Consider the following 21,548-nt stretch of genomic DNA (forward strand, 5'->3'; position numbering starts at 1 on the left):
ATGATTCAAACAAAAGACATTATCGAAATAACAGAAACATACGGAGCAAATAACTATCATCCACTTCCAATCGTAATTACGAAAGCTGAAGGTGTTTGGGTAGAAGATCCAGAAGGCAACCGTTATATGGACATGCTCAGTGCATATTCTGCAGTAAACCAAGGTCACCGCCATCCAAAAATTATTCAAGCGCTTATCGACCAAGCAGGGCGTGTAACATTAACATCACGTGCGTTCCACAGCGATCAATTAGGTCCTTGGTATGAAAAAGTTGCAAAGTTAACTAATAAAGAAATGATTTTACCAATGAATACAGGTGCGGAAGCTGTTGAAACCGCTATCAAAACAGCACGACGCTGGGCATATGATGTGAAAAAAGTAGAAGACAACAAAGCCGAAATTATTGTATGTGTGGATAACTTCCATGGCCGCACAATGGGCGCCGTATCCATGTCATCCAATGACGAATATAAACGCGGATTTGGACCAATGCTTCCAGGTATTGTTGTCATTCCTTACGGCGACATTGAAGCATTAAAAGAAGCAATTACACCAAATACAGCTGCATTTATTTTAGAGCCAATCCAAGGCGAAGCTGGCATTAACATTCCACCAGCAGGTTTCTTACAAGAAGCATACAATGTATGTAAAGAAGAAAATGTATTATTTATCGCAGATGAAATCCAAACAGGCTTAGGCCGTACAGGAAAATTATTTGCATGCGATTGGGACAATATCATTCCTGATATGTACATTCTTGGAAAAGCGCTAGGCGGCGGTGTATTCCCAATTTCTTGCGTTGCTGCAAACCGTGACATTTTAGGAGTATTTGAGCCAGGCTCTCACGGTTCTACGTTCGGTGGTAATCCACTAGCTTGTGCAGTTTCTCTCGCTTCTCTAGATGTCCTATTAGAAGAAAAATTAACAGAACGTTCTTTACAATTAGGAGAAAAGCTGTTAAATCAATTACGCGAAATTGACAATCCAATGATTACAGATGTGCGCGGAAGAGGATTATTTATCGGTATCGAATTAAATGAACCTGCACGCCCTTACTGTGAACAATTAAAAGCAGCTGGTTTACTATGTAAAGAAACACATGAAAATGTAATCCGCATTGCTCCGCCTCTTGTTATTTCTGAAGAAGATCTACAATGGGCATTTGAAAAAATTAAAGAGGTATTATCTTAATATCGAAGAAGGTTGCCTGTTAAGAGGCAACCTTCTTTTTTGCTATGCAATGATTCTCACTATATACAACAGACCAGCTAGAATAGGAAACATGAGTAATATACCGATGAGACACGATAGCCACACATGCTTCCATTTCCACCAACCGCACGCAATTCCTCTCCAAAACAAAAACACCGAAAAAGGAATGACTAAAAAGAAAGCTGTACCAAGCCCAGGCACGTACCCTCTCTTCAAGATTGCCCCCACAAGATGAACAATCCCGTTCATAAAAATCATTGCCTGTGTAATCAATACCGCATATAACGTTATCTTCTTCAAAAACAGATTGTGTATAAGCACAATCGCACACACAAAAACAGTCAATATAAGTAATGCTATGAAAAAATGCTTTGATTGCAGCATATTCTCTTCCATCTGAATGGACTGTAAATATTTTATTTCCCGAAAAAAGTAATACTCTTCTGCATTATGCAAAGTAAAAATAATCGGGATAAGCCAGAAATAAGGAGAGTGCAGCGTATTATTTGACACCATTACGGAGCGTTCCAACATTTTCTACAGTGATAACAACCTCATCACCAGCATGTAAAAATCGAGGTGGTTGAAATCCCTTTCCAACTCCAGCTGGTGTTCCGGTTGCAATAATATCGCCTGGCTCTAACGTCATTCCTTTACTTACAATTGATATAATTTCTTCAATTGAAAACATCATATTTGCCGTTGTAGAAGATTGACGTACTTCCCCGTTCACCTTCGTTTCAATATGAAGTGCATTCGGATTATGAATCATTGAGTGATGTACGATAGATGGCCCCATTGGACAAAATGTATCAAAACTTTTCCCAAGAAAAAATTGTTTATGCTTCTTTTGAATATCTCTGGCTGTAACATCATTTACAATCGTATAACCAAACACGTGATGCAAGGCTTCTTCTTTCGGAATTCTTTTTCCACGCTTTCCGATCACAATTGCAAGTTCTCCTTCATAATCAAGCTCACTTGTCGCATGCGGATGACTATAAATTTTATCCCCATCGCCAATTACAGTTGTTGGAGCCTTTGTAAAAATAATAATATTTTCCGGAACTGCTTCTGCTCCATCCATTTCGATTGCATGCTCACGATAATTTTTCCCAACACAAAGAATATTTTTTCTTGGCCTTGGAATGGGGGCCAACAACTTAACTTCCAATAATGAATAATAAGCATCCTCGCAATGTTCTTTTGCCCATTCGACAATCTCAATTACTTTCGTAATAAAGGGTTCTCCCTGTTCAATACACTCTAACATTGTAATAGGAATCGTAACTTTTTCGCCTTTTTTTCTTTGCGCTTCTCTTATATGCAACACTGTTTGTGATGCATCATCTACAACACCAACAAACACTTTTTCATCTGTTTTTGCCGTCACAAACCGCATATTTCCACACCCCATCTTCAAATTCATACTGTAATGGTATTCGCACCTACTAGCAAAAATCCTCCTGAAAATATTTTTAATTTACAACATTCTCTCTATTACACGCGCAATTAAAATACTTTTTTGCCAAAATATGTAGAATTCCTTCTTCTTTTAGCGAATACGTTTCTTTTTTATGGAAACTTTGTATAATATGTACTACAGACACTCTTAAAATCTATAAGGAGACGGAGCCGATTCTATGTTTGAGCAAGCAATTGAAAAAAAACGCGAAAAAATGAAATACTTGGCCAAACGGTATGGAATGACATCTCAAAAAACGGTTAGTTGTAGTCAAGAGCTGGACAGGCTCTTAAATGTTATATTACTCATACAAATAGATCATGTGCCAACTCAACATACAAACGTACACTCCCGCTGAGTGTACGTCTTTTATTTTTAAAATAACAGACACATATTTGCACAAACGCCCATACAATAATAGAGTAAAACTCCCATCATAGAAATTCGGATGAAAAAGGGACAAATACAAAAATTTTTCACATGAAAGGTGTTTTCTATGCCTGCAATGGTTGGACACGTTAATATTGTTAATGTCGGATCCAGCGGTGTATTTCATATTGGTGATGTATTTGCTATTCGTCCTATTAGTTATTCCCGTGCGTTTGCAGGAGCGGGTTCTTTTAATGTTGGAGAAAATATATCCATATACAATTACGAAAGTACAACAAATGTAAATGATAATGACGTAATCGATCAGCCAATAACTGCTACTTATTAAAGGGGGGAAATAAAAATTGAAACTGTGTGTACACCAAAGCATTATCATTAACAATATAAGAATAGATAACCTTACAACTTCAGCTGTCTTTCAAATTGGAAGTGCTGGCAGTATTAAAACATTGTCAAAGTTCTCTAATACAGGTGGATTTACAAAACCAACTCCGCCGCTAACAGCTCAGGGACAAATTATTTCTATTTCCCCCCCTCCTCCTAGTTCTTCTTAACGTACTAATATCATAGACATATACCAATATACCCTCCAGATCGAAAAGGAGGCTTCTAGCAGTGAATCAAGATATATATACTTATTTACAACAGCTACAACAATTTATTCAGCAGCAACAAGAAAAAATAAATGCTTTAGAAACACAACTAGCGCAGCTAACAGAGCAAGTAGAAGAACTGAAACAGCGTCCATCCTCTTCAATTGGAAAAGTCGAATATAAATTTGATCAACTAAAAGTTGAAAATTTAAATGGTACATTAAATATTGGTTTAAATCCCTTTACAAGCAAAGGCGAAATAATTGAAGACTTTAATGTCGAGACTGAAACATTAAAAGTAAACCCTGAAACCCAGATCAATCCCGATTTTTATCAAGACATCATTCATGAAATGCACCGCTATCTAGACGAAGAAGCATATAGTCGCATTCTTTACTTTGAACAAGAAGAACGCACACCTCTTGACGATATGTACCGGCAAATGATGATCGATGATATAAAACAACAAATGGAACACCGTCTCCCATACTATTTATCTCAAGTACAGCCACATTCAGAAATTACATCTAACCCACAGTATATGAAAGATGTCATTATTCAAGCAATGAAGCATGATATTGATAAAGCATTTCTTTCCTTTATTCAGCATATACCGCGTAATTTCCGAAAGGAGTAAATGCATATGAATTTTACTGTGATTAATCATGAAATCAAAGTGGGAAATATTAGTTCCCTTGGGGTATCCTCGTCTGCTTTATTCTTAGTCGGCGATGCAAACTTCATTATTTCATCTTCTATTTTAGATACACCATTTGAATCTGTTACAGGAGGCCCGTTTGTACCACTCGTAACCGCTGTGCCTACTACTCCTAGATAAGGAGGCTGGTTATGTTTCGACATATTTCCATTGTCCATCAGCCCTCTGTCATCACACTAGGACTTGGTTCCGTGATTCAAATTGGCGATACGAACCAAATGGAATTAAAAAACAGAACAATTGCTGTTCATCGTGAAACTCCTTACTTTTTGTCTACAGAAGGAAAATGGGAAACATATGAAATATTTGTTGATGACGAAATTACAATTCCAACTCGCGTAAACGAAGTAAACATGACTGTCATTAATAAGAATCCCTTTATCGAAGTAAACTGCATTACCATTCAAAGTATGCTCAATGCTTCTTGTCTTCATATTGGATCTATTGATTATGTATTTTTAAACTCACGCATTTTACAAATTCGTCAATTTACTACAAAAGAACCTTTTCGCAAATAAATCATATAGTACCATAAAAGGAAATTGAAGTAGGTGAAAATATGCCGTCTGTTGTCGGGAACTTAGTCGTTCAAAATAGTAACGGTTCTTTTAACTTAGGGGATTTCTATAATGTATCTCCGAAAGAAAATACGAAAGCTTATAACGGATCTGGTTCATCAAATGTTGCATTTGTTCTTAATACATTTAACGGTGTAAGTGGTACAAATACATTTGATTCTGATGTAGCTGATCAAGATCAAATCGGAACAGCATAAAGTGAAACTTCCATCAGCGGAGAGTCTTACTGCCCGCGAATAGCGGGATAACAACAAAAAACGGAGGGAATTCCCTCCGTTTTTTGTTGTTTGTCCATTCAAACTTTAATAACTCCCGCTTTCGGGTCCATACTTAAACCCTTATTGCAAGTTTCACTTTATTTCACTTGCAATACGTGACTCCCATCAAAGAAATATAAATATGTTTCTTTTACGGGTTGATGTAAACTTTTCTCTAGTGCTTTCCGATAAAGGGCTAGCTGTATTTTATACCGTTCTTCTAATATTGGTCTCGCTTGTTCAAATCCACCTGGGAAACGGGCCCCAATTGTATCTGTTTTAAAATCAATTAAAACGATGCCCTCCTCTTCTTCAATCATACAATCAATAACCCCTTGAACAAGGATGGATTCGTCTTGTTCAGCTGTCCAATCTTGATAGGCTTCGTTTGCTGATAACATCATCGTAAACGGTACTTCGCGCTCTACATGTTTTGCGGCTAACATTCGTTTCCCAAGTTCTGTTTCAAAAAATGCAACAATCTTTTCCGGTGCTATTTCTTCTGCTTGTTCAAATGTTAAGAGCTCTTTATTTACCATTTCCGCAATTTGTTCTTGAATCACTTCAGCTGTTATTGCTTTCGCTAAGTTTACATGCTGCATAACGGTATGAACAGCCGTCCCGCGTTCTGCATACGTAAGTCCTTTTTTCTCCATAAAACGCGGACGCGTTTCAATTGGTGCACGAACTCGTTTGATAAACGATGTATCACTACCTTCTTGTGCTTGATAGTTTCGTTTAATTTCCGTAACAGATTGCTTGGCGCGGTGCGTTGCCGCATCTTCGAATCCATACTGCCATGTTAACCTTTTATACACTTCATCTTTTTGCTCACTACAGAGAGAAACTGATTTTTGCTCCCTGAGCGCTTCTAATAGCTCTTGCTTTTCTTCTTTCATTGGCTCTGGTGCTTGCAACTCTGCCACGTCAACTGCTTCTACTTTCCAGGTTGCATCATATTCATATATGTCAGTTGGAATATCTCCCTGCCCCATCTCCAAAAGCATGTCACTATCTTTATGTCTGCATAATGATGGTACAATCCAATCTAAATAACAGGTTGCCCCGGCACGTACATAATCCGGCAATAACCATTCGGTATGCTCGCGGGCATCTAGCCATTTCTGTATTTCTTTTTCTTTATCTTTTACAGTTCCAATTAAAATGAGCTTTTCTTTCGCACGTGTTAAAGCAACATATAAGACGCGCATTTCTTCGGCAATCAGCTCCATTTTCATTTTGCGCTTAATCGCGAGCTGCGATAATGTCGTATATTTAATGCGCTTTTTCGGATCAATAAACTGTGAGCCAAATCCGAAATCTTTATGCAGCAAGAAACGCTTCATTAAATCTTGTGTGTTAAAACGTCTTCCAAGCCCTGCTACAAATACAACTGGAAACTCCAGTCCTTTACTTTTATGAATTGTCATAATACGCACAACATCTTCTTGTTCGCCAAGCGCACGTGCTGTTCCCATATCGTCACCGCGTTCTAATATCCGCTCAATAAAACGCAAGAAGCGGAATAAACCACGAAATGAAGTCGCTTCATATTGGCGGGCACGATCATATAACACGCGAAGATTTGCCTGGCGCTGCTTACCAGCGGGAAGACCACTCACAAAATCATAATAACCCGTTTCACGATACACTTTCCAAATTAAATCCGAAAGCGACTGCTGACGCGCAAATTCACGCCACTCTTGTAAATACTTGTAAAACCATGATATTTTCTCATGCAATTCTTTCTCTTCCTCTAATGGTGCGCCTTGCAAGAAAGAGCGCATTACTTCATAAAAGGAGCTCTTTTTCCCATGAGTACGCAGCATCGCCAACTCTTCGTCTGTTAATCCAACAATTGGCGAACGAAGCACAGCTGCTAACGGAATATCTTGCGCTGGATTATCAATTACGCGAAACAGGTTCATCATTACATTCACTTCTGTCGCTTCAAAATAACCAGTCGCAAGCTCTGCATAAACAGGAATACCTTGCTGCTTTAACTCTTCCATAATTTGCGGCGCCCATGGCATAGAACGCAGTAAAATAACAAAATCACGATAGGTAACAGGGCGCATGCCGTTTGTTTTTCGGTCATATACTTCATAACCAGAATCGACCATTGCTTTTATCCTTTGTGCAATGAGGCGTGCTTCTAATTGCGCCTTTTCTAATTCCACGCCTTCCTCTTCATCCACTGCCGCATTATCAGATTGATGGATAAATAACAATTCTGCTGATGGATCCGCTCCTTCTGGATAGCTCGCTCCAAGCTTCAGCTCAGCGTCTTCATCATAATCAATTTCTCCGACAGCTTCGCCCATAATTTGTTTAAAAATAAAGTTTGTCCCTGCTAGTACTTCGTGACGACTGCGGAAGTTTTTTGCTAAATCAATTTTCATGCCGCCATCTATGCCTTCAGATGTAAAACGTTTGTATTTCCCTAGAAAAAGTCCTGGCTCTGCTAGCCGGAAACGATATATACTTTGTTTTACATCGCCGACCATAAATAAATTTCCGTCTTGCTCCGCGTCTTTCGTAACAAGCTTAATAATCGATTCTTGTACAAAGTTCGTGTCCTGATATTCATCAACAAGCACTTCTGTAAATTTATGACGGTATTGCCACGCAACTGGTGATGGACGCAGTTCTCCCTCATCCGTACGCTCGCTTAAAATTTGTAAGCAAAAATGCTCTAAATCTGTAAAATCAACCATTCCTTTATCGCGCTTAATCGCTTGGAACTGTTCTGTAAATACTTTTACGAGACCGACAAGCTTACGCAGTACGGGGTGCATATCTTGAAAATCACGTAAAAAACTTTCTGGACTGCGGCTAAATAATTCTTCGTGTAGTTTCTTTACTTCATCCTTCGCTTTATTCCGCAGAGAGTCAACTTGTTTCACAATCTCTTCATTATAATCACTCTTTTTAATACGCTTTAACGTTTGCCAAGAAGCAGTTTGCATCGCTTCATATGTGCTTGTCCAAGACCCACAAGCTGCTTCGGACAAGTTCTGAAGTAACAAAAGATCCGCTTGCAGTGTTTCCACGCGCGGCGCTGGACCATCTGGTAACATCGCAAGCTCAATCGCTTTTTCAGCGTATTGCTTTGCCGTTTCCAGCTGCACCTTTACATCCTCTAATAAATACGAGGCATACATTAAATCTTCAATTGTTTTTCCTTCTACGTCATATGCTTCAACTAATTTATCAAGCCAACCGTTCGGATCTGGATGCGCTCTTGATTCAGTATGGAGCGCCAAAATCATACGCTGCAGATCATCATCAGTGCGGTCACTCGTATAACGATCGACAAGTTCAAAAAACAATTCATTATTTTCCATGCCGTACTCTGCTTCTAATATGTCATCCAGAACTTCTTCTTTTAATAATTCATTCTCCGTCTCATTCGCAATGCGAAAACGCGGATCAACATCGAGCATATAATAATACGTTCGAATGACTTGTAAACAGAACGAATGGATTGTCGAAATCGATGCTCTGTTTAGTAAACTAAGCTGCTTTCGAATATGCGGCGAAGCTGGATCATCAATTAATACTTTTTCTAACGCTTCTCCAATTCGGTTTTTCATCTCTTGCGCCGCTGCATTTGTAAACGTTACGACAAGCAGGCGATCGACATCAACTGGATTTTCCTCTCGAATCATTTTGCGAATAATACGTTCAACAAGTACCGCTGTTTTTCCCGACCCAGCTGCAGCTGCAACTAAAATATCACGGCCATCCGCAACGATTGCTTTCCACTGATCATCGGTCCACTGACTTCCTTCTGGTTTCGCTGGCCAAGTTTGTATCGTCATGACTGGGTATCCTCTCTCATTTTCTCTAACGCTTCACTATCTTTCATATCTTGCAATGCCCTGTATTTGTTATCTTCTAACGACTCATCAAATTGACAAACAGAGCGGAAATTACAAAACGTACATGCTGTTTTGTTCCCCATTTTATACGGTGCAATATCGATAACACCTTCTGTTATATCTGTCCCGATGTTTTCAAATGTACGATGTACGTATTGCTGCAATACATGAAACTCTTGCTCACTCGCAATATCAGAACGCGCACTAAAACTGCCATCTTTTTTAAGGCCCGCTGAAATAATATTCGAGCTTCCTGTCGTTAACGTGTTATCCATTAGCCGAACGACATCAGCGTCTCCAAGAACGAGTCCTTTCATCTTAAATTTCTTTAAAATCTCTTGTTCAATTTCAGCCTCTGACACGTCACCTTTCATTTCAACAATTGGATTATGAATATGGAAATACAGTACTCCGGCAGGGCTTGCGTTTCCGCCCCTCTCCATCCATTTGCTTGCGTTTGTTGTCACGACATCTAAATACGTCAGCATTTGCAATGCTAAACCATAATATACTTCCGTTAAATCTAATTTTTTCGCGCTCGATTTATAATCAATAATACGTAAAAACGTGCCCGTTTCATCTTCTGCTTTATCAACGCGGTCAATTCGTCCAACTACTTCCATTTTCACACCATTTGATAATTCAAATTTCATAGCTGGCAATGAGTTTGTTCCGCCCATACCAAATCCAACTTCTAAATCAACAGGTACAAATCCGCTCGACTTTGCATGCTCTCTTAACACAAGTGAAGTACGGAAAATAATTTGCTGTAATTTATGCTTTAAATAATGATGCCTGTTGGAACTTAATAAAATTTGACGCTGCAAAAGCGGTGCTAATTCTTCGATCACAGTAACAGAAAGATATTCACACTCTTTTACAGTTAAATCAGCCCAGGTACGCTTTTCTTTCAATAATTTATCAGCAATCTTCTTCAAAGCAGCATGGAACAGTTCCCCGATATCTGGTGCATCTAATTTAAAAATATCACGTTCTTTCAAAGATAAGCCATGCTGCGCAAAATGAGCATACGCACAGCGATTAAAGAGCTCCATACGTGATACGCTGCCTTTAATTTTGTCACCGTATAACTCCTCGCTTACAGCAGGGCTTAATTTACGCGCCCTGTTTCGGTAAAACAAACTGGATAACACACGAATGCTCTTTTGCTTCCACTCCGGCGTTGTAACATAAAAATTGTATACATCCCACCAGAAAGAAAGATTCCCCTCAAAACCGTATCGCTTCCAGTTTTGCAGTTGCTGCGTTAAATACGAAAGTGTCACTTCTGGCGTGGCCACATATGAAATTTGCTCACTATGTGACAAATCATTTACATCATTCGTTAAAAATATTTCGGCAGCAGAAGGGAACATTCTTTTAACCTTCTTTATAAAGCTAGATGCTAATAGCGTCTTCCCTTCTTCATCTGCAAGAGGACAAGATATATATAACTTCTCCGCTGCCCTTGTCACCGTTTGATAAATGACAAATTGTTCATCGAGTAACTTTTGCCGCGCTGTTGGTGCCAGTTCAATTCCTGCTGAAACAAGCACTTCTCGTTCTTCGTCAGATAATACACCATCATCTGATGGCGCCGCTGGAATAATTCCCTCATTTGCTCCAATTACAAATGCCGCTCGAATATTCGAAAGACGTGAACGGTCAATATTTGCAATTAACACTTGATCTAAAGACGGCGGAATATTCGCGAACTGGAGTGACTCTAATCCTGTCGTCATCACATTTACAAACATAGACAGAGACATTTTCTCTTCTCCAAGCATTTCAACGCACGTATCCAGTAGCGTGATGACTTGTTCCCATACTTGATCATGATCATTGGCAAATAAGAAATTCCCTGCTTCCTCTGCTTGCAGGCGTAACGCTTCTAATTTTTTCGGAACGTCTAGCTCTTCTAAAAATAAGTAAACCGCTTCACACATACTCATTGTCGTTACCGCTCGTTTTAATCGCTTTTGCAAACGAATAATTGGTGTGCGAACAATCTCACGAAGACGATTAATCTTTTCTTCCATTTCTCGTTCGCTATCTGTTTGACCGCCATGTACACCATCTAATGAACGGTAGCGACGATACGTCCACGGCTCTTCCGAAGTCCATCTTTTCCCTTGCACACCATACGCTAAACAGTAATTTTCAAATTCATCCATTTCATCACGTATTTTCGCTTTATTTCCATCTAATGGGTACAACAGTTCGGTTTTTATGCAGCGAAATACCGCGTCATAACGCCAATTCCCACTAATGACTTCTAACGCAGAGCGAATAAACTCAATTAATGGATGATGAAGCATTGGGCGTTTTTCATCAATAAAGAATGGAATATTATAATCAACAAACAACGTCCTCATCATATCGTAATAGCTTTCACCATTGCGAAGAAGCACCGCGATATCACGATAACGATACCCTTCTTCCGCTACTAATCTGCGAATTTCGCGCGCAATGCCTTCCACTTCTGCCCGTAAATTCGCCGCAGCATATAGTGTAATGTGTGACTCACCTTGAAACTCTCCATAAGGACGAGAATCATAATGCGCCTCTAAATGCGCAAGTGCTGGCGACGTAAAACGCGGTTGCTCTCGCATGACAATCGTATTTTCAATAACAATTTTCTCTTCACTTGCTACCTGTTTTAGTTTTTCAAACGTGATAAGCGTTTGATAAAATAAATCCAGTTCACTCACTGGCTGTGATAACGTCTGCTCATCAAGCGTTAATGCAATTGTCATTTTTGCTCCGCATCGCAGTAGTTGCCTTACAATCTCTAACTCTTGCGGTGAAAATGTATGAAATCCATCAATATAAATCATGCTATCTTTCACATACTCTGAATAGGGAAGCTTTTCAAACAAAAGCTTCATATAATCTTCAGAATCTAAATATTTTCCAATTAACGCCCGTTCAAAATCATCATATAAAAGCTGCAAATCATACATTTTGTTTGCTAACAGTTTCTGTTCATTTCCATTGCTATGAGCCTCTAATTCTTGCCACATCGCATACACATTTGACGGCGTTAAATTGTAGCGTTTAAATTCCGTAATCATACTGCCAAGTTGTTCAAAAAATCCATTTTGCTCTGCTGCTTTCTGGAAAACATATAATTCTTCTTTACGCGCCTCGACAATTTTACGAAGCAGCATATGCACACCAGATTCATCAATATGAAGGCGGCTTGCTCCGCCTACTTCTTGAAGCACCTTCCACGCTAACCGCGAAAAACTAAACACTTGTGCACGAATAGAGCCGCTTACGTCTCCATTAATTAATGCTTGCTGCGTTTGGAATGTCATTTGCTCTGGCACAAGATATAAAATCGTTTCACCTTTTGGACGATGCTGCAGCTCTTGCTGTACTTCTTGCAAACACATCGTACTTTTTCCACTTCCAGCTCGTCCTATTATAAATCGAAGTGACATGTAAACCCGCCTTTCTATAAGTGAACTTCGATCAATCAAGATCTATCCCGCTATTCGTGGGCAGTAAGACCCCCACCTCAAGATTGAGAAAGAATCGAAGAAGATAGGTGGGGGATAACTGCCCGTAAAAGCCCGATTGGTTCAACTAATAATCAGAGGGGGGATGAAGAAAATCCCCTCTGATTAAAGTTTCACTTTATCCGAAAAAGAAGGTAATTCGAAATTTCGAATTACCCTTTAGAGAAATTTGTTTGTACTTCATTGATTGGCCAATAGCGTAAATCAACTTTTCCAACAACTTGTTCTATTTTTACAAATCCGAAGTGACGACTATCCCAGCTTCCTAAACGATTATCTCCAATTACAAAGAGAAACCCTTGCGGAACAACCTTTTCATTTGTTAACTCTTCTAGGGTAAAGTCTCCTGTTAACTGTCTTCCATGAATTTGTTTTTTGTATGCATCTAAGTACGGCTCTTCAATAAATTGTCCGTTAATATATAGTTTATCATGTTTGTATGCAATTTTGTCCCCCGGAAGGCCAATAATCCGTTTTACATAATCTTCCTGTTTATTCGCATGAAAGACAACAACATCAAAACGACTCAATTCACCTAACTGATAGCCTACTTTATTCACAATCAGCATATTACCATCTTGGAGCGTAGGCATCATCGACTTTCCTTCTACCACATACGTTGCAAAGAAAAAAGTGCGAAAAAATACAGCTAATAAAACACCTATAAAAATTGTTCTCATCCACTCTATGCTTTCTTTTTTCCACTTTCGCTTCATCATGCCACATCCCTTTCTCTTTTCTATAACAGGGGTGCGCTCACTTACGAAGTTTAGTCTCTGCTCAGTTCAAGCTTGACTTCAATTTTCTTTCCGACATACCATAAAACAAAAATGACACCTATTACAATAGCTGTTTTTACTGGCTTATGCATAAAAGAGGCAAGATCATGACCAACGTAACTTAACACGAAAATCATCACAAGCTTACCAAGTGAAAGTGCTAAAACAAACTGCCGCTTACTAATACGCGACAAACCTGCTACAACGTTAATAAGCGCTGACGGCGTAAACGGAAAACAAAATAACAGGAAAATGGGTGCAAATCCTTTTCTCTCTATCCATGTCATCGCATTGCGAACTCGCGGATGTCTATTTACAAAAGCAAAAAAGCGACTTCTTCCAAAACGACGAATGATAAAAAACACAAGCAATGCCCCTATACATGAACCAAGCCATGAGTAGAAAAAGCCAAGCCATAGTCCAAAAGCAACTGCATTTGCCATCACAAATAAAAAGAGAGGCAAAGCTGGAATAAACGCTTCAATCATCGGAAGCCCAATGCCAATTAGCGGACCAAATGCTTGATAGCTCTTTAACAAATGTTCCATATTTTCTATTGTGAAATATTCTTTAATTGTTTGAAAATCCATTCTACTATGTACCCCTTTACCTTGCTCTAACGAATTGTAAATTTTTTCCGAACGAAGAGGATATTACCCTTACTTTAAGAGCCCGATTTGTACAACTCCATGAAAAAAACGTTTCCTAACTGAAATTTTAGTTTACCTTTTCCTGTTATTACTTTACCATTACTCTGCAATAAGGGGAAATGATATATCTGACAACTAAATATATATTTATTTTCCATATTTCCTAGAAAAAATCCTTTTATAAATAACAAAAAAGGATGGCGAATGCCATCCTTTTTTCACACTATGATCTATAAGATTATAGTTTTACAACGTTTTTAGCTTGAGGTCCACGGTTACCTTCTTCTACTTCAAAGCTAACTTTTTCGCCTTCTTCTAAAGATTTGAAACCTTCAGTTGTAATAGCAGAGAAATGTACGAATACATCGTTTTCGCCTGGAACTTCGATGAAACCGAAACCTTTTTCATTGTTAAACCATTTTACTTGACCTGTTTTCATAATAACTTCCTCCTAAAAATAAATATATTTTTTTAGTTTTCACAGCATAAAAAAAGAATCCACACATTATCAAATGCGAAACAGAACACATACATAATTTTCTCGCTAGTTTCACGGCACTTGATAATATATGGATTGCTTGATTTAAGTATTCAACTATAAATTAACTATACCATATAAAAAAAAGAATGTACAACATAATTTATGAAAACAAAAATAAAAAAATGGATAGAACCGACACTCTATATCGAGCATCGGTTCTTTTGTTTTAATAAACATACATATCATTTATTGTTTATGAACTAAAGAATCTTTATTTTTTAGTGTAACGAATGTACGATGCATCATTGTAAATCCAATGATTCTTACCTACTTTTAACCAGTTTCCTGATTCACCCCACACTTTGTACACTTCTCCTTTTTGCACTTTACGAATAATATGATTACTCGTTGACGGGCCGGAACGTAGATTAACATTATTTCTATTAATATGTATCACGCCGTGTTCCTTATTAGATTGCTGCACTTTTGCCCCGCTTGAAATAGCATTTCCATTATATGCTTTTAGTACATCCGCACGAAATTGCGCTTCCGAAACGCCATGGCTGGCCAAATAAGCTAATGGATCTTCGTGATCAGTACCACCAAACTTATACGTAACATCTTTATGAGTCCACAACCCTTTAGATGGATGAATATTGCGGCTACGTAAAATCTCCGCTAGCAGCTTTACATAACGTTCGTAAGACCGTTTAAACTTTACTGGGTTCTTCGTCTCACTTAATTCAACTTGAACAAATCTCTCATTCGCAGTTGGTCCTGCCCCCCACGAACGATATTTTGTACTCGCAGTCTGAATCGTCTCATCCCAATCGACAACATAATGAACAAAAGCTGTCCCCCATGTACGAGACTGATAACGTTGAATGTTAGTTGCCGAAACCTCAGGAGTAGCAGTTGAATGCGCCACAACCCCTTCGTACTTACCTACACCATTGCGATATGGTTCCTTAGGTAAATCTGGAATAATAAGTGTACTATCAGCAAACGCACTATTAACCGAAGTTAATAACGTAATAGATGCTACAGTTACAGAGCATAGTAGTTTAATAGCTTTCATTTTTCATCACCTTCAAAAAACCTTATTTGATTTATGTAGAAAAAATAACTAAAAAAGCCCCAGTCAAACTTTATTGGGAGGATTGAGAAATAGTAGAAACGTGCACTATTTGATAATAGATATACTTTGGGGACCCATCTATATAAATACAAATTAAAAAATGACATAAAAACACTCTTTCTTTTTAGATGGACGAGACACTTAGCCACGCATAAAGTGAAACTTCCATCAGTGGGGGTTTTTCATCCCCCACTGATGGAAAGCCCCCCAATTGGGCACATGTCAGCAGTTATCTCCCACCTATCTTCTTTGTTTTCTCAGAATCTTGAGGTGGGAGTTTTACTGCCCGTTGGTGCGGGATAAAATTTCCTACCACATGAAGATTTAAAACAAAGGTGAAAAGTGCGTGCAGGTCTGGCAGCGATTTATATGTCGAAAAATTAAAATGGATTTATATGTATTTAAATTATCTCACATAATTGCTGTTTAAAACAGATAAAAAGTTCTGCTGATAAAGGAAAAATGACATAAAACCCCCTTTCTTTTTAGGTTGGCGAGAGCGTCTGGCCACGCATAGAAGCGGTCAGGGCCTTTTTCTGCCACGTGCGAGAAAGTGAGTGTAGTGTAGGTTATGTTTTGTTCTGTTCTGCATAGCAGAGGCTTATATGGTGAAAAATTAAAACAGAGTTATATAGTGATTTTCTAAACTCTATATTAATAGATTACACTTCCTATGTATGAATAATAAGAAGAAAATGTCATTCTTCTTATTCCATATCATCAATCTTCTTTCTAATAGGACTAATTGCAATCGGTGCTTTATACGTAAAGTCTGTGTATTCTTTCGTACCATCTTTTCGTCCGCCAAACTTCTTGTAACACATAAATAAAACAAAGGAAGATTTATTTATTAAAAGATAAATGGAAAATACATGCTAAAATATTTAAAAGAAAGTTAATAAGGAGAAAAATAAATGGATCTATTGAAAAGACTATTGTCAGCTATACTTTCAAGTTCAATTATTGCTGTAGCATTGGGTATTTTCTCATTTATTTTAGGTGGACAATATGATTTTTCGCCTATGCTTTTTTCTATAATTACATTATTTTATACTATCCCTATATTCACGTTTATCGGAATACCATTCTCTCTATTAGTTGATTGGGCTACGAAAAAAATCTTAAATAAGTGTCATTCTTCTCAAAAAACATATTTGATTCAATTACTTATGTACTCAATGTTTGGGGTTATTTTATTAGGAATATTATTTTCGTTTGATTTTATAGAAAGTGGGTTAATATGGTATTCTCCTTACGGGATAATACCAGCAATTGTGTATTTCCACATATTATTGCTATTAAAACGAAACAGAAATAATTCGGGAATTGAGGGATCATGAATCCGAAACCTATCTACCGATAGGTTTTTATTTTTAATAATTTATAAGGTGAAGTACGTATCACATGACTTAGTTGAGTCCAATTAAGCTTCTTGTAACACATAAATGAAATAACACGAATTATTGCCTGCCTTTGCGTGATTTTCTTTATTAACAAATCATTCCTCAAAATACATTTATTCATCTGCTATACTAAATAATGTATTTAATTCAAGGGAGGACAACATAATAAGAATTTTTAGATTGAGTTGTTTTGGTCTAATTGGAATATTTATAATTATTATTATCGCTGCAATTATTAAATTTTGGTGACTGTAATCTAGTCAAGCAAGAACTTGATATTAGTGATGAAAAAGTATTTAGTAAAGATTATACAAAACCATATAAAAACAATGAAATGATGTATATACAAAAGAAGTATGAAGGATAATTCTATTCTACAAGCAGAATTGTAAAAGAACTCTATTAAATAGAAATAACCATAAAAGCCCTTCTCACATAAAAGGGCTTTTATTAATTGTAATATAATTATCTGCTAAATACTTAAATGTATTAATCTCATCTTCAGTCATATCTCTTATATAATTCTTCATTTATTCTCGGCTCTACTAAAACTAATTTTCCCTCAAATAGAATCATTAAAAGTACTCTCTCTTTTTCATCATCCATATCATCAATCTTCTTTCTTCAAAAGATACATTTTCTCATAGGCTGGTTTTAGCTCTAAAACCTCATTTTGATTCACTAGTAAAAATTTTGTCGCCGCTTGTTTTCTTTTCCTATCTTCAAATTCTGCCCGAAGCTGTGCAGTTCGATTCCTCTGATTTTCAAAGCTGTTTTTAGATACTTCTAATTTAATTGTCTGGTCGTTTATGAATTCAATCAGAATATTTCCATGAGGAAGTTTTGTTACAGTTTCAATATGAAAATGCGATAACCAAGCACACTCTTTGCGAGAATAAGAAAACGTAGGAAAAAAATAAATATAATCTGTAGGACTAATTGCAATCGGTGCTTTATGCGTAAAGCCTGTGTATTCTTTCGTACCATCTTTTCGTCCGCCAAAGCTAGCACCATATTGACGACAACTTTGTTCCACAATCTCAAGTGGCTTTTGGTACACAAAAAATTCATCATTTTCTTCGATCACACGTGTTACAATTCGTTTGTCATTTAAAACAATTGGAAGCAATGCGATCGTGTTTGAATTCACAATGTACTGCGGCGTGTACTTTTCGACTTTACTAGTCATTTTTTTCCTCTCCTTTGTCATTTTTGGATAATTTCATGCAATTATCTACATGGATAATTGTACCATTTTATACAAAAAATAAACGTCATTTTCAATTTTTTTACAATTTCTTAGTAATAAATTAAAATTTTCTTTTATACGTCTGTATGAATAACAGAATTAAACTACATACTCTTCCTATAAAAAATAAAATTATCTTATATATAATTTCATATTTTTCATTTTGAAATATTTGTAATAAAAGAGAGAGAGCCAGCTCGAAAGCTGACTCTCTCTCTTTTATTATCGCGTAAACTGCTCTGCTTCTGTAGATCCTTTCAATGCTGTCGTTGACGAAGTTCCCCCGGTAATGACTTGTGCTACTTCATCAAAATATCCTGTACCAACTTCGCGTTGATGACGCGTTGCCGAGTAACCATACTGCTCTGCTGCAAATTCCGCTTGCTGCAGCTCTGAGTATGCAGCCATACCGCGTTCTTTATAGCCGCGTGCTAGCTCAAACATGCCGTAGTTTAAAGAATGGAAGCCAGCAAGTGTTACGAATTGGAATTTATATCCGTAAGATGCGATTTCTTTTTGGAAGTTTGCAATTGTTTTATCGTCTAATTTTTTCTTCCAGTTAAAGGACGGTGAACAGTTGTAAGCCAATAGTTTTCCAGGGAATTTTTCATGAATTGCTTCTGCAAAGCGTTTCGCATCTTCTAAATTCGGTTCAGATGTTTCGCACCATACAAGGTCTGCATACGGTGCATATGCTAAGCCGCGCGCAATTGCTTGATCAAGCCCAGCTTTCGTCCGGAAGAAACCTTCTGGTGTTCTTTCTCCTGTAATAAATGGTTGATCAACAGGATCAATATCACTTGTAATTAAATCAGCTGCGTCAGCATCTGTTCTGGCAATAATGAGCGTTGGTACTCCCATTACATCTGCCGCAAGACGTGCCGATACTAAATTCCGCACTGCCGTTTGTGTTGGCAATAATACCTTTCCGCCTAAATGACCGCATTTCTTTTCAGAAGAAAGTTGATCTTCAAAGTGAACGCCAGATGCTCCTGCCTCGATCATTCCTTTCATTAGTTCAAATACATTTAGTTGTCCGCCAAATCCTGCCTCTGCATCAGCAACAATTGGTACGAAGTAATCAATATCACCGTTTCCTTCCATATGCTGAACTTGATCGGCACGCTGCAACGTTTGATTAATACGTTTTACAACTGCCGGCACACTATTTGCCGGATACAAACTTTGGTCTGGATACATGTGACCTGATAAATTTGCATCGGCCGCTACTTGCCAGCCGCTCAAATAAATTGCCTTTAACCCCGCCTTTACTTGCTGCATTGCTTGATTCCCAGTTAATGCACCTAACGCATGAATGTAATCTTCACTATGAAGAGAATTCCAAAGCTTTTCTGCACCGCGGCGTGCTAGCGTATATTCAATATCAATCGATCCACGAAGACGAATGACATCTTCTGCAGAATATGGACGTGTAACTCCTTTCCAGCGTTTATCAAGCTCCCAGTTCTCTTGTAATTGTCCGACTCTTTCATTTCCCATTTCTTCTATCCCCTTTTCCTCATTTATAAAATCTCATATCCTGGTAACGTTAAAAACGATACAAATTCATCATTTCGAACAAGATTCGTAAATAGTTTCGTAGCTTCGACAAATCGTCCTTTTTCAAAGCGCTCACTACCAATCTCTTGCTCTATTTTTGCTAATTCTTCTACTTTAAACTGTTCTACTAATGCAAACGTAATCTTTCTTCCATCCTCGAGTTTCCCTTCCTCGTGACGAATCCATTGCCACACTTGTGCACGTGAAATTTCTGCAGTTGCTGCATCTTCCATTAAATTGTAAATAGGCGCTGCTCCTCTGCCGCTTAACCACGATGCAATATATTGAATACCAACGCTAATATTTGTACGAAGACCAGCTTCTGTAATCGTTCCTACTGGAACTTCTAATAAACTTTGCTCTGTAATACGAATTTCTTCTCGTTTTCGATAAATTTGGTTTGGCGTTGTCATGATGCGATCAAATACTTCCATCGCTACAGGAACAAGTCCCGGGTGGGCAACCCAAGTTCCATCATGCCCATCACACGCCTCCCGTTCTTTATCAGCGCGCACTTTCTCAAATGCTGCTTCATTCGCTTTTGGGTCGTTCTTAATTGGAATTTGCGCTGCCATTCCTCCAATTGCTGGTGCATTGCGGCGATGGCATGTTTGAATGACACGTAAACAATACGCGCGCATAAACGGAACACCCATTGTCACCTGGGCCCGGTCAGGAAGTAAAAACTGTTCATGATTGCGGAACGTTTTTAAGAAACTAAAAATATAATCCCAACGTCCACAATTTAACCCTGCTGAATGATCCCGCAACTCATATAAAATTTCATCCATCTCAAATGAAGCATGAATCGTCTCTAGCAGTGCCGTTGCTTTAATTGTTCCATGCGGAATGCCAATGTATTTTTGTGCAAATACGAACACATCATTCCATAATCTTGCTTCTAAGTAACTTTCCATTTTCGGTAAGTAAAAGTATGGACCACTCCCCTTTTGCATTAACGCTTTTGCATTATGAAAAAAGAACAATCCAAAATCTAATAAACTACCTGATACTTCTTCACCATCTACTAACACATGCTTTTCTTGTAAATGCCAGCCACGAGGCCGCACCATTAATACAGCTGTTTTTTCATTAAGACGATATTCCTTACCATTTTCATTGGTATACAAAATCGTTCCCTTAACTGCATCTCGTAAATTTATTTGTCCTTCCATTGCATTTTGCCATGTCGGTGCATTGGAATCTTCAAAGTCTGCCATAAAGACACGCGCTCCTGAATTGAGAGCATTAATAACCATCTTACGATCAACCGGTCCTGTAATTTCTACGCGCCGGTCTTGTAAGTCATTCGGAAGCGGTGCAATTGTCCAATCATCAGCCCGAACATTTGCAGTTTCCTCTAAAAAATGTAACAACTCTCCTGCATCAATTTTCTTTTGCTTCTCTACTCGTTTCTGTAGTAATTCTTTTCGGCGTCCGTTAAAATTCTCATGCAACTCTTTTATAAATGTGAGTGCTTCTGGTGTCAAAATCTCCAAATACGCCGGTAATACTTCTCCAACGAGTGTAACCCGCGAAGTTTGCGTCGACATATTAGCCTCTCCTTTTTACAAACTGTTTTATAACAGTTTTGATTTTTATGTTTATATTATATAACATAAAAATCAAAAAGGAAGGATTTTTTAGAATTTTTTAACAATATCTCA

20 protein-coding genes and 1 pseudogene are annotated in these 21,548 nt (G+C 37.9%); 9 read left to right on the forward strand and 12 right to left on the reverse strand.

Annotated elements, in window-relative coordinates:
• Positions 1–1,191, forward strand: a complete 1,191-nt coding sequence (locus BM350_RS08400) for an ornithine--oxo-acid transaminase (protein ID WP_090915743.1) — start codon at positions 1–3, stop codon at positions 1,189–1,191.
• A 42-nt stretch (positions 1,192–1,233) separates the two neighbouring features.
• On the opposite strand, the gene BM350_RS08405 is transcribed toward BM350_RS08400, so the two are convergent.
• Positions 1,234–1,728, reverse strand: coding sequence for an HXXEE domain-containing protein (locus BM350_RS08405; RefSeq protein WP_090915741.1), 495 nt, complete (start codon positions 1,726–1,728; stop codon positions 1,234–1,236).
• Positions 1,715–2,614, reverse strand: a complete 900-nt coding sequence (locus tag BM350_RS08410; RefSeq protein WP_090915890.1) for a fumarylacetoacetate hydrolase family protein — start codon at positions 2,612–2,614, stop codon at positions 1,715–1,717. Before BM350_RS08410 ends, BM350_RS08405 begins: the two co-directional genes overlap by 14 nt.
• Positions 2,615–2,855: 241 nt before the next feature.
• Between BM350_RS08410 and BM350_RS08415 the strand changes: the two genes are divergently transcribed.
• The 7 genes from BM350_RS08415 to gerPF all read left to right on the forward strand — a co-directional run bounded on the left by BM350_RS08415 (position 2,856) and on the right by gerPF (position 5,153).
• Positions 2,856–3,035, forward strand: a complete 180-nt coding sequence (locus tag BM350_RS08415) for an aspartyl-phosphate phosphatase Spo0E family protein (RefSeq protein ID WP_090915739.1) — start codon at positions 2,856–2,858, stop codon at positions 3,033–3,035.
• A 138-nt stretch (positions 3,036–3,173) separates the two neighbouring features.
• Positions 3,174–3,395 carry a spore germination protein gene (locus BM350_RS08420; RefSeq protein ID WP_090915737.1) on the forward strand — a complete coding sequence of 74 codons (222 nt, stop codon included), beginning with the start codon at positions 3,174–3,176 and terminating at the stop codon, positions 3,393–3,395.
• A 16-nt stretch (positions 3,396–3,411) separates the two neighbouring features.
• Positions 3,412–3,621, forward strand: coding sequence for a spore germination protein GerPB (locus BM350_RS08425; RefSeq protein ID WP_090915735.1), 210 nt, complete (start codon positions 3,412–3,414; stop codon positions 3,619–3,621).
• A gap of 61 nt (positions 3,622–3,682) precedes the next feature.
• Positions 3,683–4,297, forward strand: coding sequence for a spore germination protein GerPC (gene gerPC, locus BM350_RS08430; protein WP_090915734.1), 615 nt, complete (start codon positions 3,683–3,685; stop codon positions 4,295–4,297).
• 6 nt (positions 4,298–4,303) lie between these two features.
• The gene (locus tag BM350_RS08435) at positions 4,304–4,498 is read left to right on the forward strand and encodes a spore gernimation protein GerPD (RefSeq protein WP_090915732.1); all 195 of its coding nucleotides are present in this window, start codon (positions 4,304–4,306) and stop codon (positions 4,496–4,498) included.
• 11 nt (positions 4,499–4,509) lie between these two features.
• Positions 4,510–4,896: a spore germination protein GerPE gene (locus BM350_RS08440; RefSeq protein WP_090915730.1), complete on the forward strand. Its 387-nt coding sequence runs from the start codon at positions 4,510–4,512 to the stop codon at positions 4,894–4,896.
• 41 nt (positions 4,897–4,937) lie between these two features.
• Positions 4,938–5,153, forward strand: coding sequence for a spore germination protein GerPF (gene gerPF, locus BM350_RS08445; RefSeq protein WP_090915729.1), 216 nt, complete (start codon positions 4,938–4,940; stop codon positions 5,151–5,153).
• Between the two features lie 158 nt (positions 5,154–5,311).
• On the opposite strand, the gene addA is transcribed toward gerPF, so the two are convergent.
• The 7 genes and pseudogenes from addA to BM350_RS27445 form a co-directional block, all read right to left on the reverse strand.
• Positions 5,312–9,037: a helicase-exonuclease AddAB subunit AddA gene (gene addA / locus BM350_RS08450; protein WP_090915728.1), complete on the reverse strand. Its 3,726-nt coding sequence runs from the start codon at positions 9,035–9,037 to the stop codon at positions 5,312–5,314.
• A complete protein-coding gene (addB, locus tag BM350_RS08455) occupies positions 9,034–12,543 on the reverse strand; it encodes a helicase-exonuclease AddAB subunit AddB (protein WP_090915727.1) in 3,510 nt (1,169 codons plus the stop codon). The genes addA and addB overlap by 4 nt, the downstream gene beginning before the upstream one ends.
• Positions 12,544–12,773: 230 nt before the next feature.
• Complete coding sequence (lepB, locus tag BM350_RS08460) at positions 12,774–13,337, reverse strand: signal peptidase I (protein ID WP_090915888.1); 564 nt, start codon at positions 13,335–13,337, stop codon at positions 12,774–12,776.
• Between the two features lie 53 nt (positions 13,338–13,390).
• Positions 13,391–13,990 carry a TVP38/TMEM64 family protein gene (locus BM350_RS08465; RefSeq protein WP_090915726.1) on the reverse strand — a complete coding sequence of 200 codons (600 nt, stop codon included), beginning with the start codon at positions 13,988–13,990 and terminating at the stop codon, positions 13,391–13,393.
• 298 nt (positions 13,991–14,288) lie between these two features.
• Complete coding sequence (locus BM350_RS08470; RefSeq protein ID WP_035437341.1) at positions 14,289–14,489, reverse strand: cold-shock protein; 201 nt, start codon at positions 14,487–14,489, stop codon at positions 14,289–14,291.
• Positions 14,490–14,805: 316 nt separating this feature from the next.
• Positions 14,806–15,609, reverse strand: a pseudogene (locus BM350_RS08475) (N-acetylmuramoyl-L-alanine amidase); the annotation flags it as partial.
• A 767-nt stretch (positions 15,610–16,376) separates the two neighbouring features.
• Complete coding sequence (locus BM350_RS27445; RefSeq protein ID WP_217647527.1) at positions 16,377–16,493, reverse strand: competence protein ComK; 117 nt, start codon at positions 16,491–16,493, stop codon at positions 16,377–16,379.
• 90 nt (positions 16,494–16,583) lie between these two features.
• On the opposite strand from BM350_RS27445, the gene BM350_RS08480 reads away from it, so the two are divergent.
• Entirely contained in the window at positions 16,584–17,009 is a 426-nt protein-coding gene (locus tag BM350_RS08480; protein WP_090915720.1) for a hypothetical protein, read from the forward strand.
• 673 nt (positions 17,010–17,682) lie between these two features.
• Here BM350_RS08480 and BM350_RS08485 read toward each other — a convergent pair.
• From BM350_RS08485 to aceB, 3 genes are all read right to left on the reverse strand, one after another.
• A complete protein-coding gene (locus BM350_RS08485) occupies positions 17,683–18,261 on the reverse strand; it encodes a competence protein ComK (RefSeq protein ID WP_090915718.1) in 579 nt (192 codons plus the stop codon).
• 282 nt (positions 18,262–18,543) lie between these two features.
• Complete coding sequence (gene aceA / locus BM350_RS08490; RefSeq protein ID WP_090915716.1) at positions 18,544–19,821, reverse strand: isocitrate lyase; 1,278 nt, start codon at positions 19,819–19,821, stop codon at positions 18,544–18,546.
• A gap of 23 nt (positions 19,822–19,844) precedes the next feature.
• Positions 19,845–21,434: a malate synthase A gene (gene aceB / locus BM350_RS08495; protein ID WP_090915714.1), complete on the reverse strand. Its 1,590-nt coding sequence runs from the start codon at positions 21,432–21,434 to the stop codon at positions 19,845–19,847.
• Positions 21,435–21,548 lie beyond the last annotated feature (114 nt).

It is taken from the genome of Bacillus sp. 103mf (genome assembly GCF_900116295.1).
In the GTDB taxonomy this organism is placed as follows: Bacteria; Bacillota; Bacilli; order Bacillales; family Bacillaceae_G; genus Bacillus_A; species Bacillus_A bruguierae.

What these genes read in the sequence shown, in the direction of transcription:
- BM350_RS08420 (WP_090915737.1), top strand. Translation starts at nt 3,174, where the DNA reads ATGCCTGCAATGGTTGGACACGTTAATATTGTTAATGTCGGATCCAGC.
- addB (WP_090915727.1), bottom strand. Translation starts at nt 12,543, where the DNA reads ATGTCACTTCGATTTATAATAGGACGAGCTGGAAGTGGAAAAAGTACG.
- BM350_RS08485 (WP_090915718.1), bottom strand. Translation starts at nt 18,261, where the DNA reads ATGACTAGTAAAGTCGAAAAGTACACGCCGCAGTACATTGTGAATTCA.
- aceB (WP_090915714.1), bottom strand. Translation starts at nt 21,434, where the DNA reads ATGTCGACGCAAACTTCGCGGGTTACACTCGTTGGAGAAGTATTACCG.
- BM350_RS08410 (WP_090915890.1), bottom strand. Translation starts at nt 2,614, where the DNA reads ATGCGGTTTGTGACGGCAAAAACAGATGAAAAAGTGTTTGTTGGTGTT.
- BM350_RS08470 (WP_035437341.1), bottom strand. Translation starts at nt 14,489, where the DNA reads ATGAAAACAGGTCAAGTAAAATGGTTTAACAATGAAAAAGGTTTCGGT.
- BM350_RS08435 (WP_090915732.1), top strand. Translation starts at nt 4,304, where the DNA reads ATGAATTTTACTGTGATTAATCATGAAATCAAAGTGGGAAATATTAGT.
- BM350_RS08415 (WP_090915739.1), top strand. Translation starts at nt 2,856, where the DNA reads ATGTTTGAGCAAGCAATTGAAAAAAAACGCGAAAAAATGAAATACTTG.
- addA (WP_090915728.1), bottom strand. Translation starts at nt 9,037, where the DNA reads ATGACGATACAAACTTGGCCAGCGAAACCAGAAGGAAGTCAGTGGACC.
- BM350_RS27445 (WP_217647527.1), bottom strand. Translation starts at nt 16,493, where the DNA reads ATGTGTTACAAGAAGTTTGGCGGACGAAAAGATGGTACGAAAGAATAC.
- BM350_RS08480 (WP_090915720.1), top strand. Translation starts at nt 16,584, where the DNA reads ATGGATCTATTGAAAAGACTATTGTCAGCTATACTTTCAAGTTCAATT.
- BM350_RS08465 (WP_090915726.1), bottom strand. Translation starts at nt 13,990, where the DNA reads ATGGATTTTCAAACAATTAAAGAATATTTCACAATAGAAAATATGGAA.
- lepB (WP_090915888.1), bottom strand. Translation starts at nt 13,337, where the DNA reads ATGAAGCGAAAGTGGAAAAAAGAAAGCATAGAGTGGATGAGAACAATT.
- BM350_RS08440 (WP_090915730.1), top strand. Translation starts at nt 4,510, where the DNA reads ATGTTTCGACATATTTCCATTGTCCATCAGCCCTCTGTCATCACACTA.
- BM350_RS08400 (WP_090915743.1), top strand. Translation starts at nt 1, where the DNA reads ATGATTCAAACAAAAGACATTATCGAAATAACAGAAACATACGGAGCA.
- gerPF (WP_090915729.1), top strand. Translation starts at nt 4,938, where the DNA reads ATGCCGTCTGTTGTCGGGAACTTAGTCGTTCAAAATAGTAACGGTTCT.
- aceA (WP_090915716.1), bottom strand. Translation starts at nt 19,821, where the DNA reads ATGGGAAATGAAAGAGTCGGACAATTACAAGAGAACTGGGAGCTTGAT.
- BM350_RS08405 (WP_090915741.1), bottom strand. Translation starts at nt 1,728, where the DNA reads ATGGTGTCAAATAATACGCTGCACTCTCCTTATTTCTGGCTTATCCCG.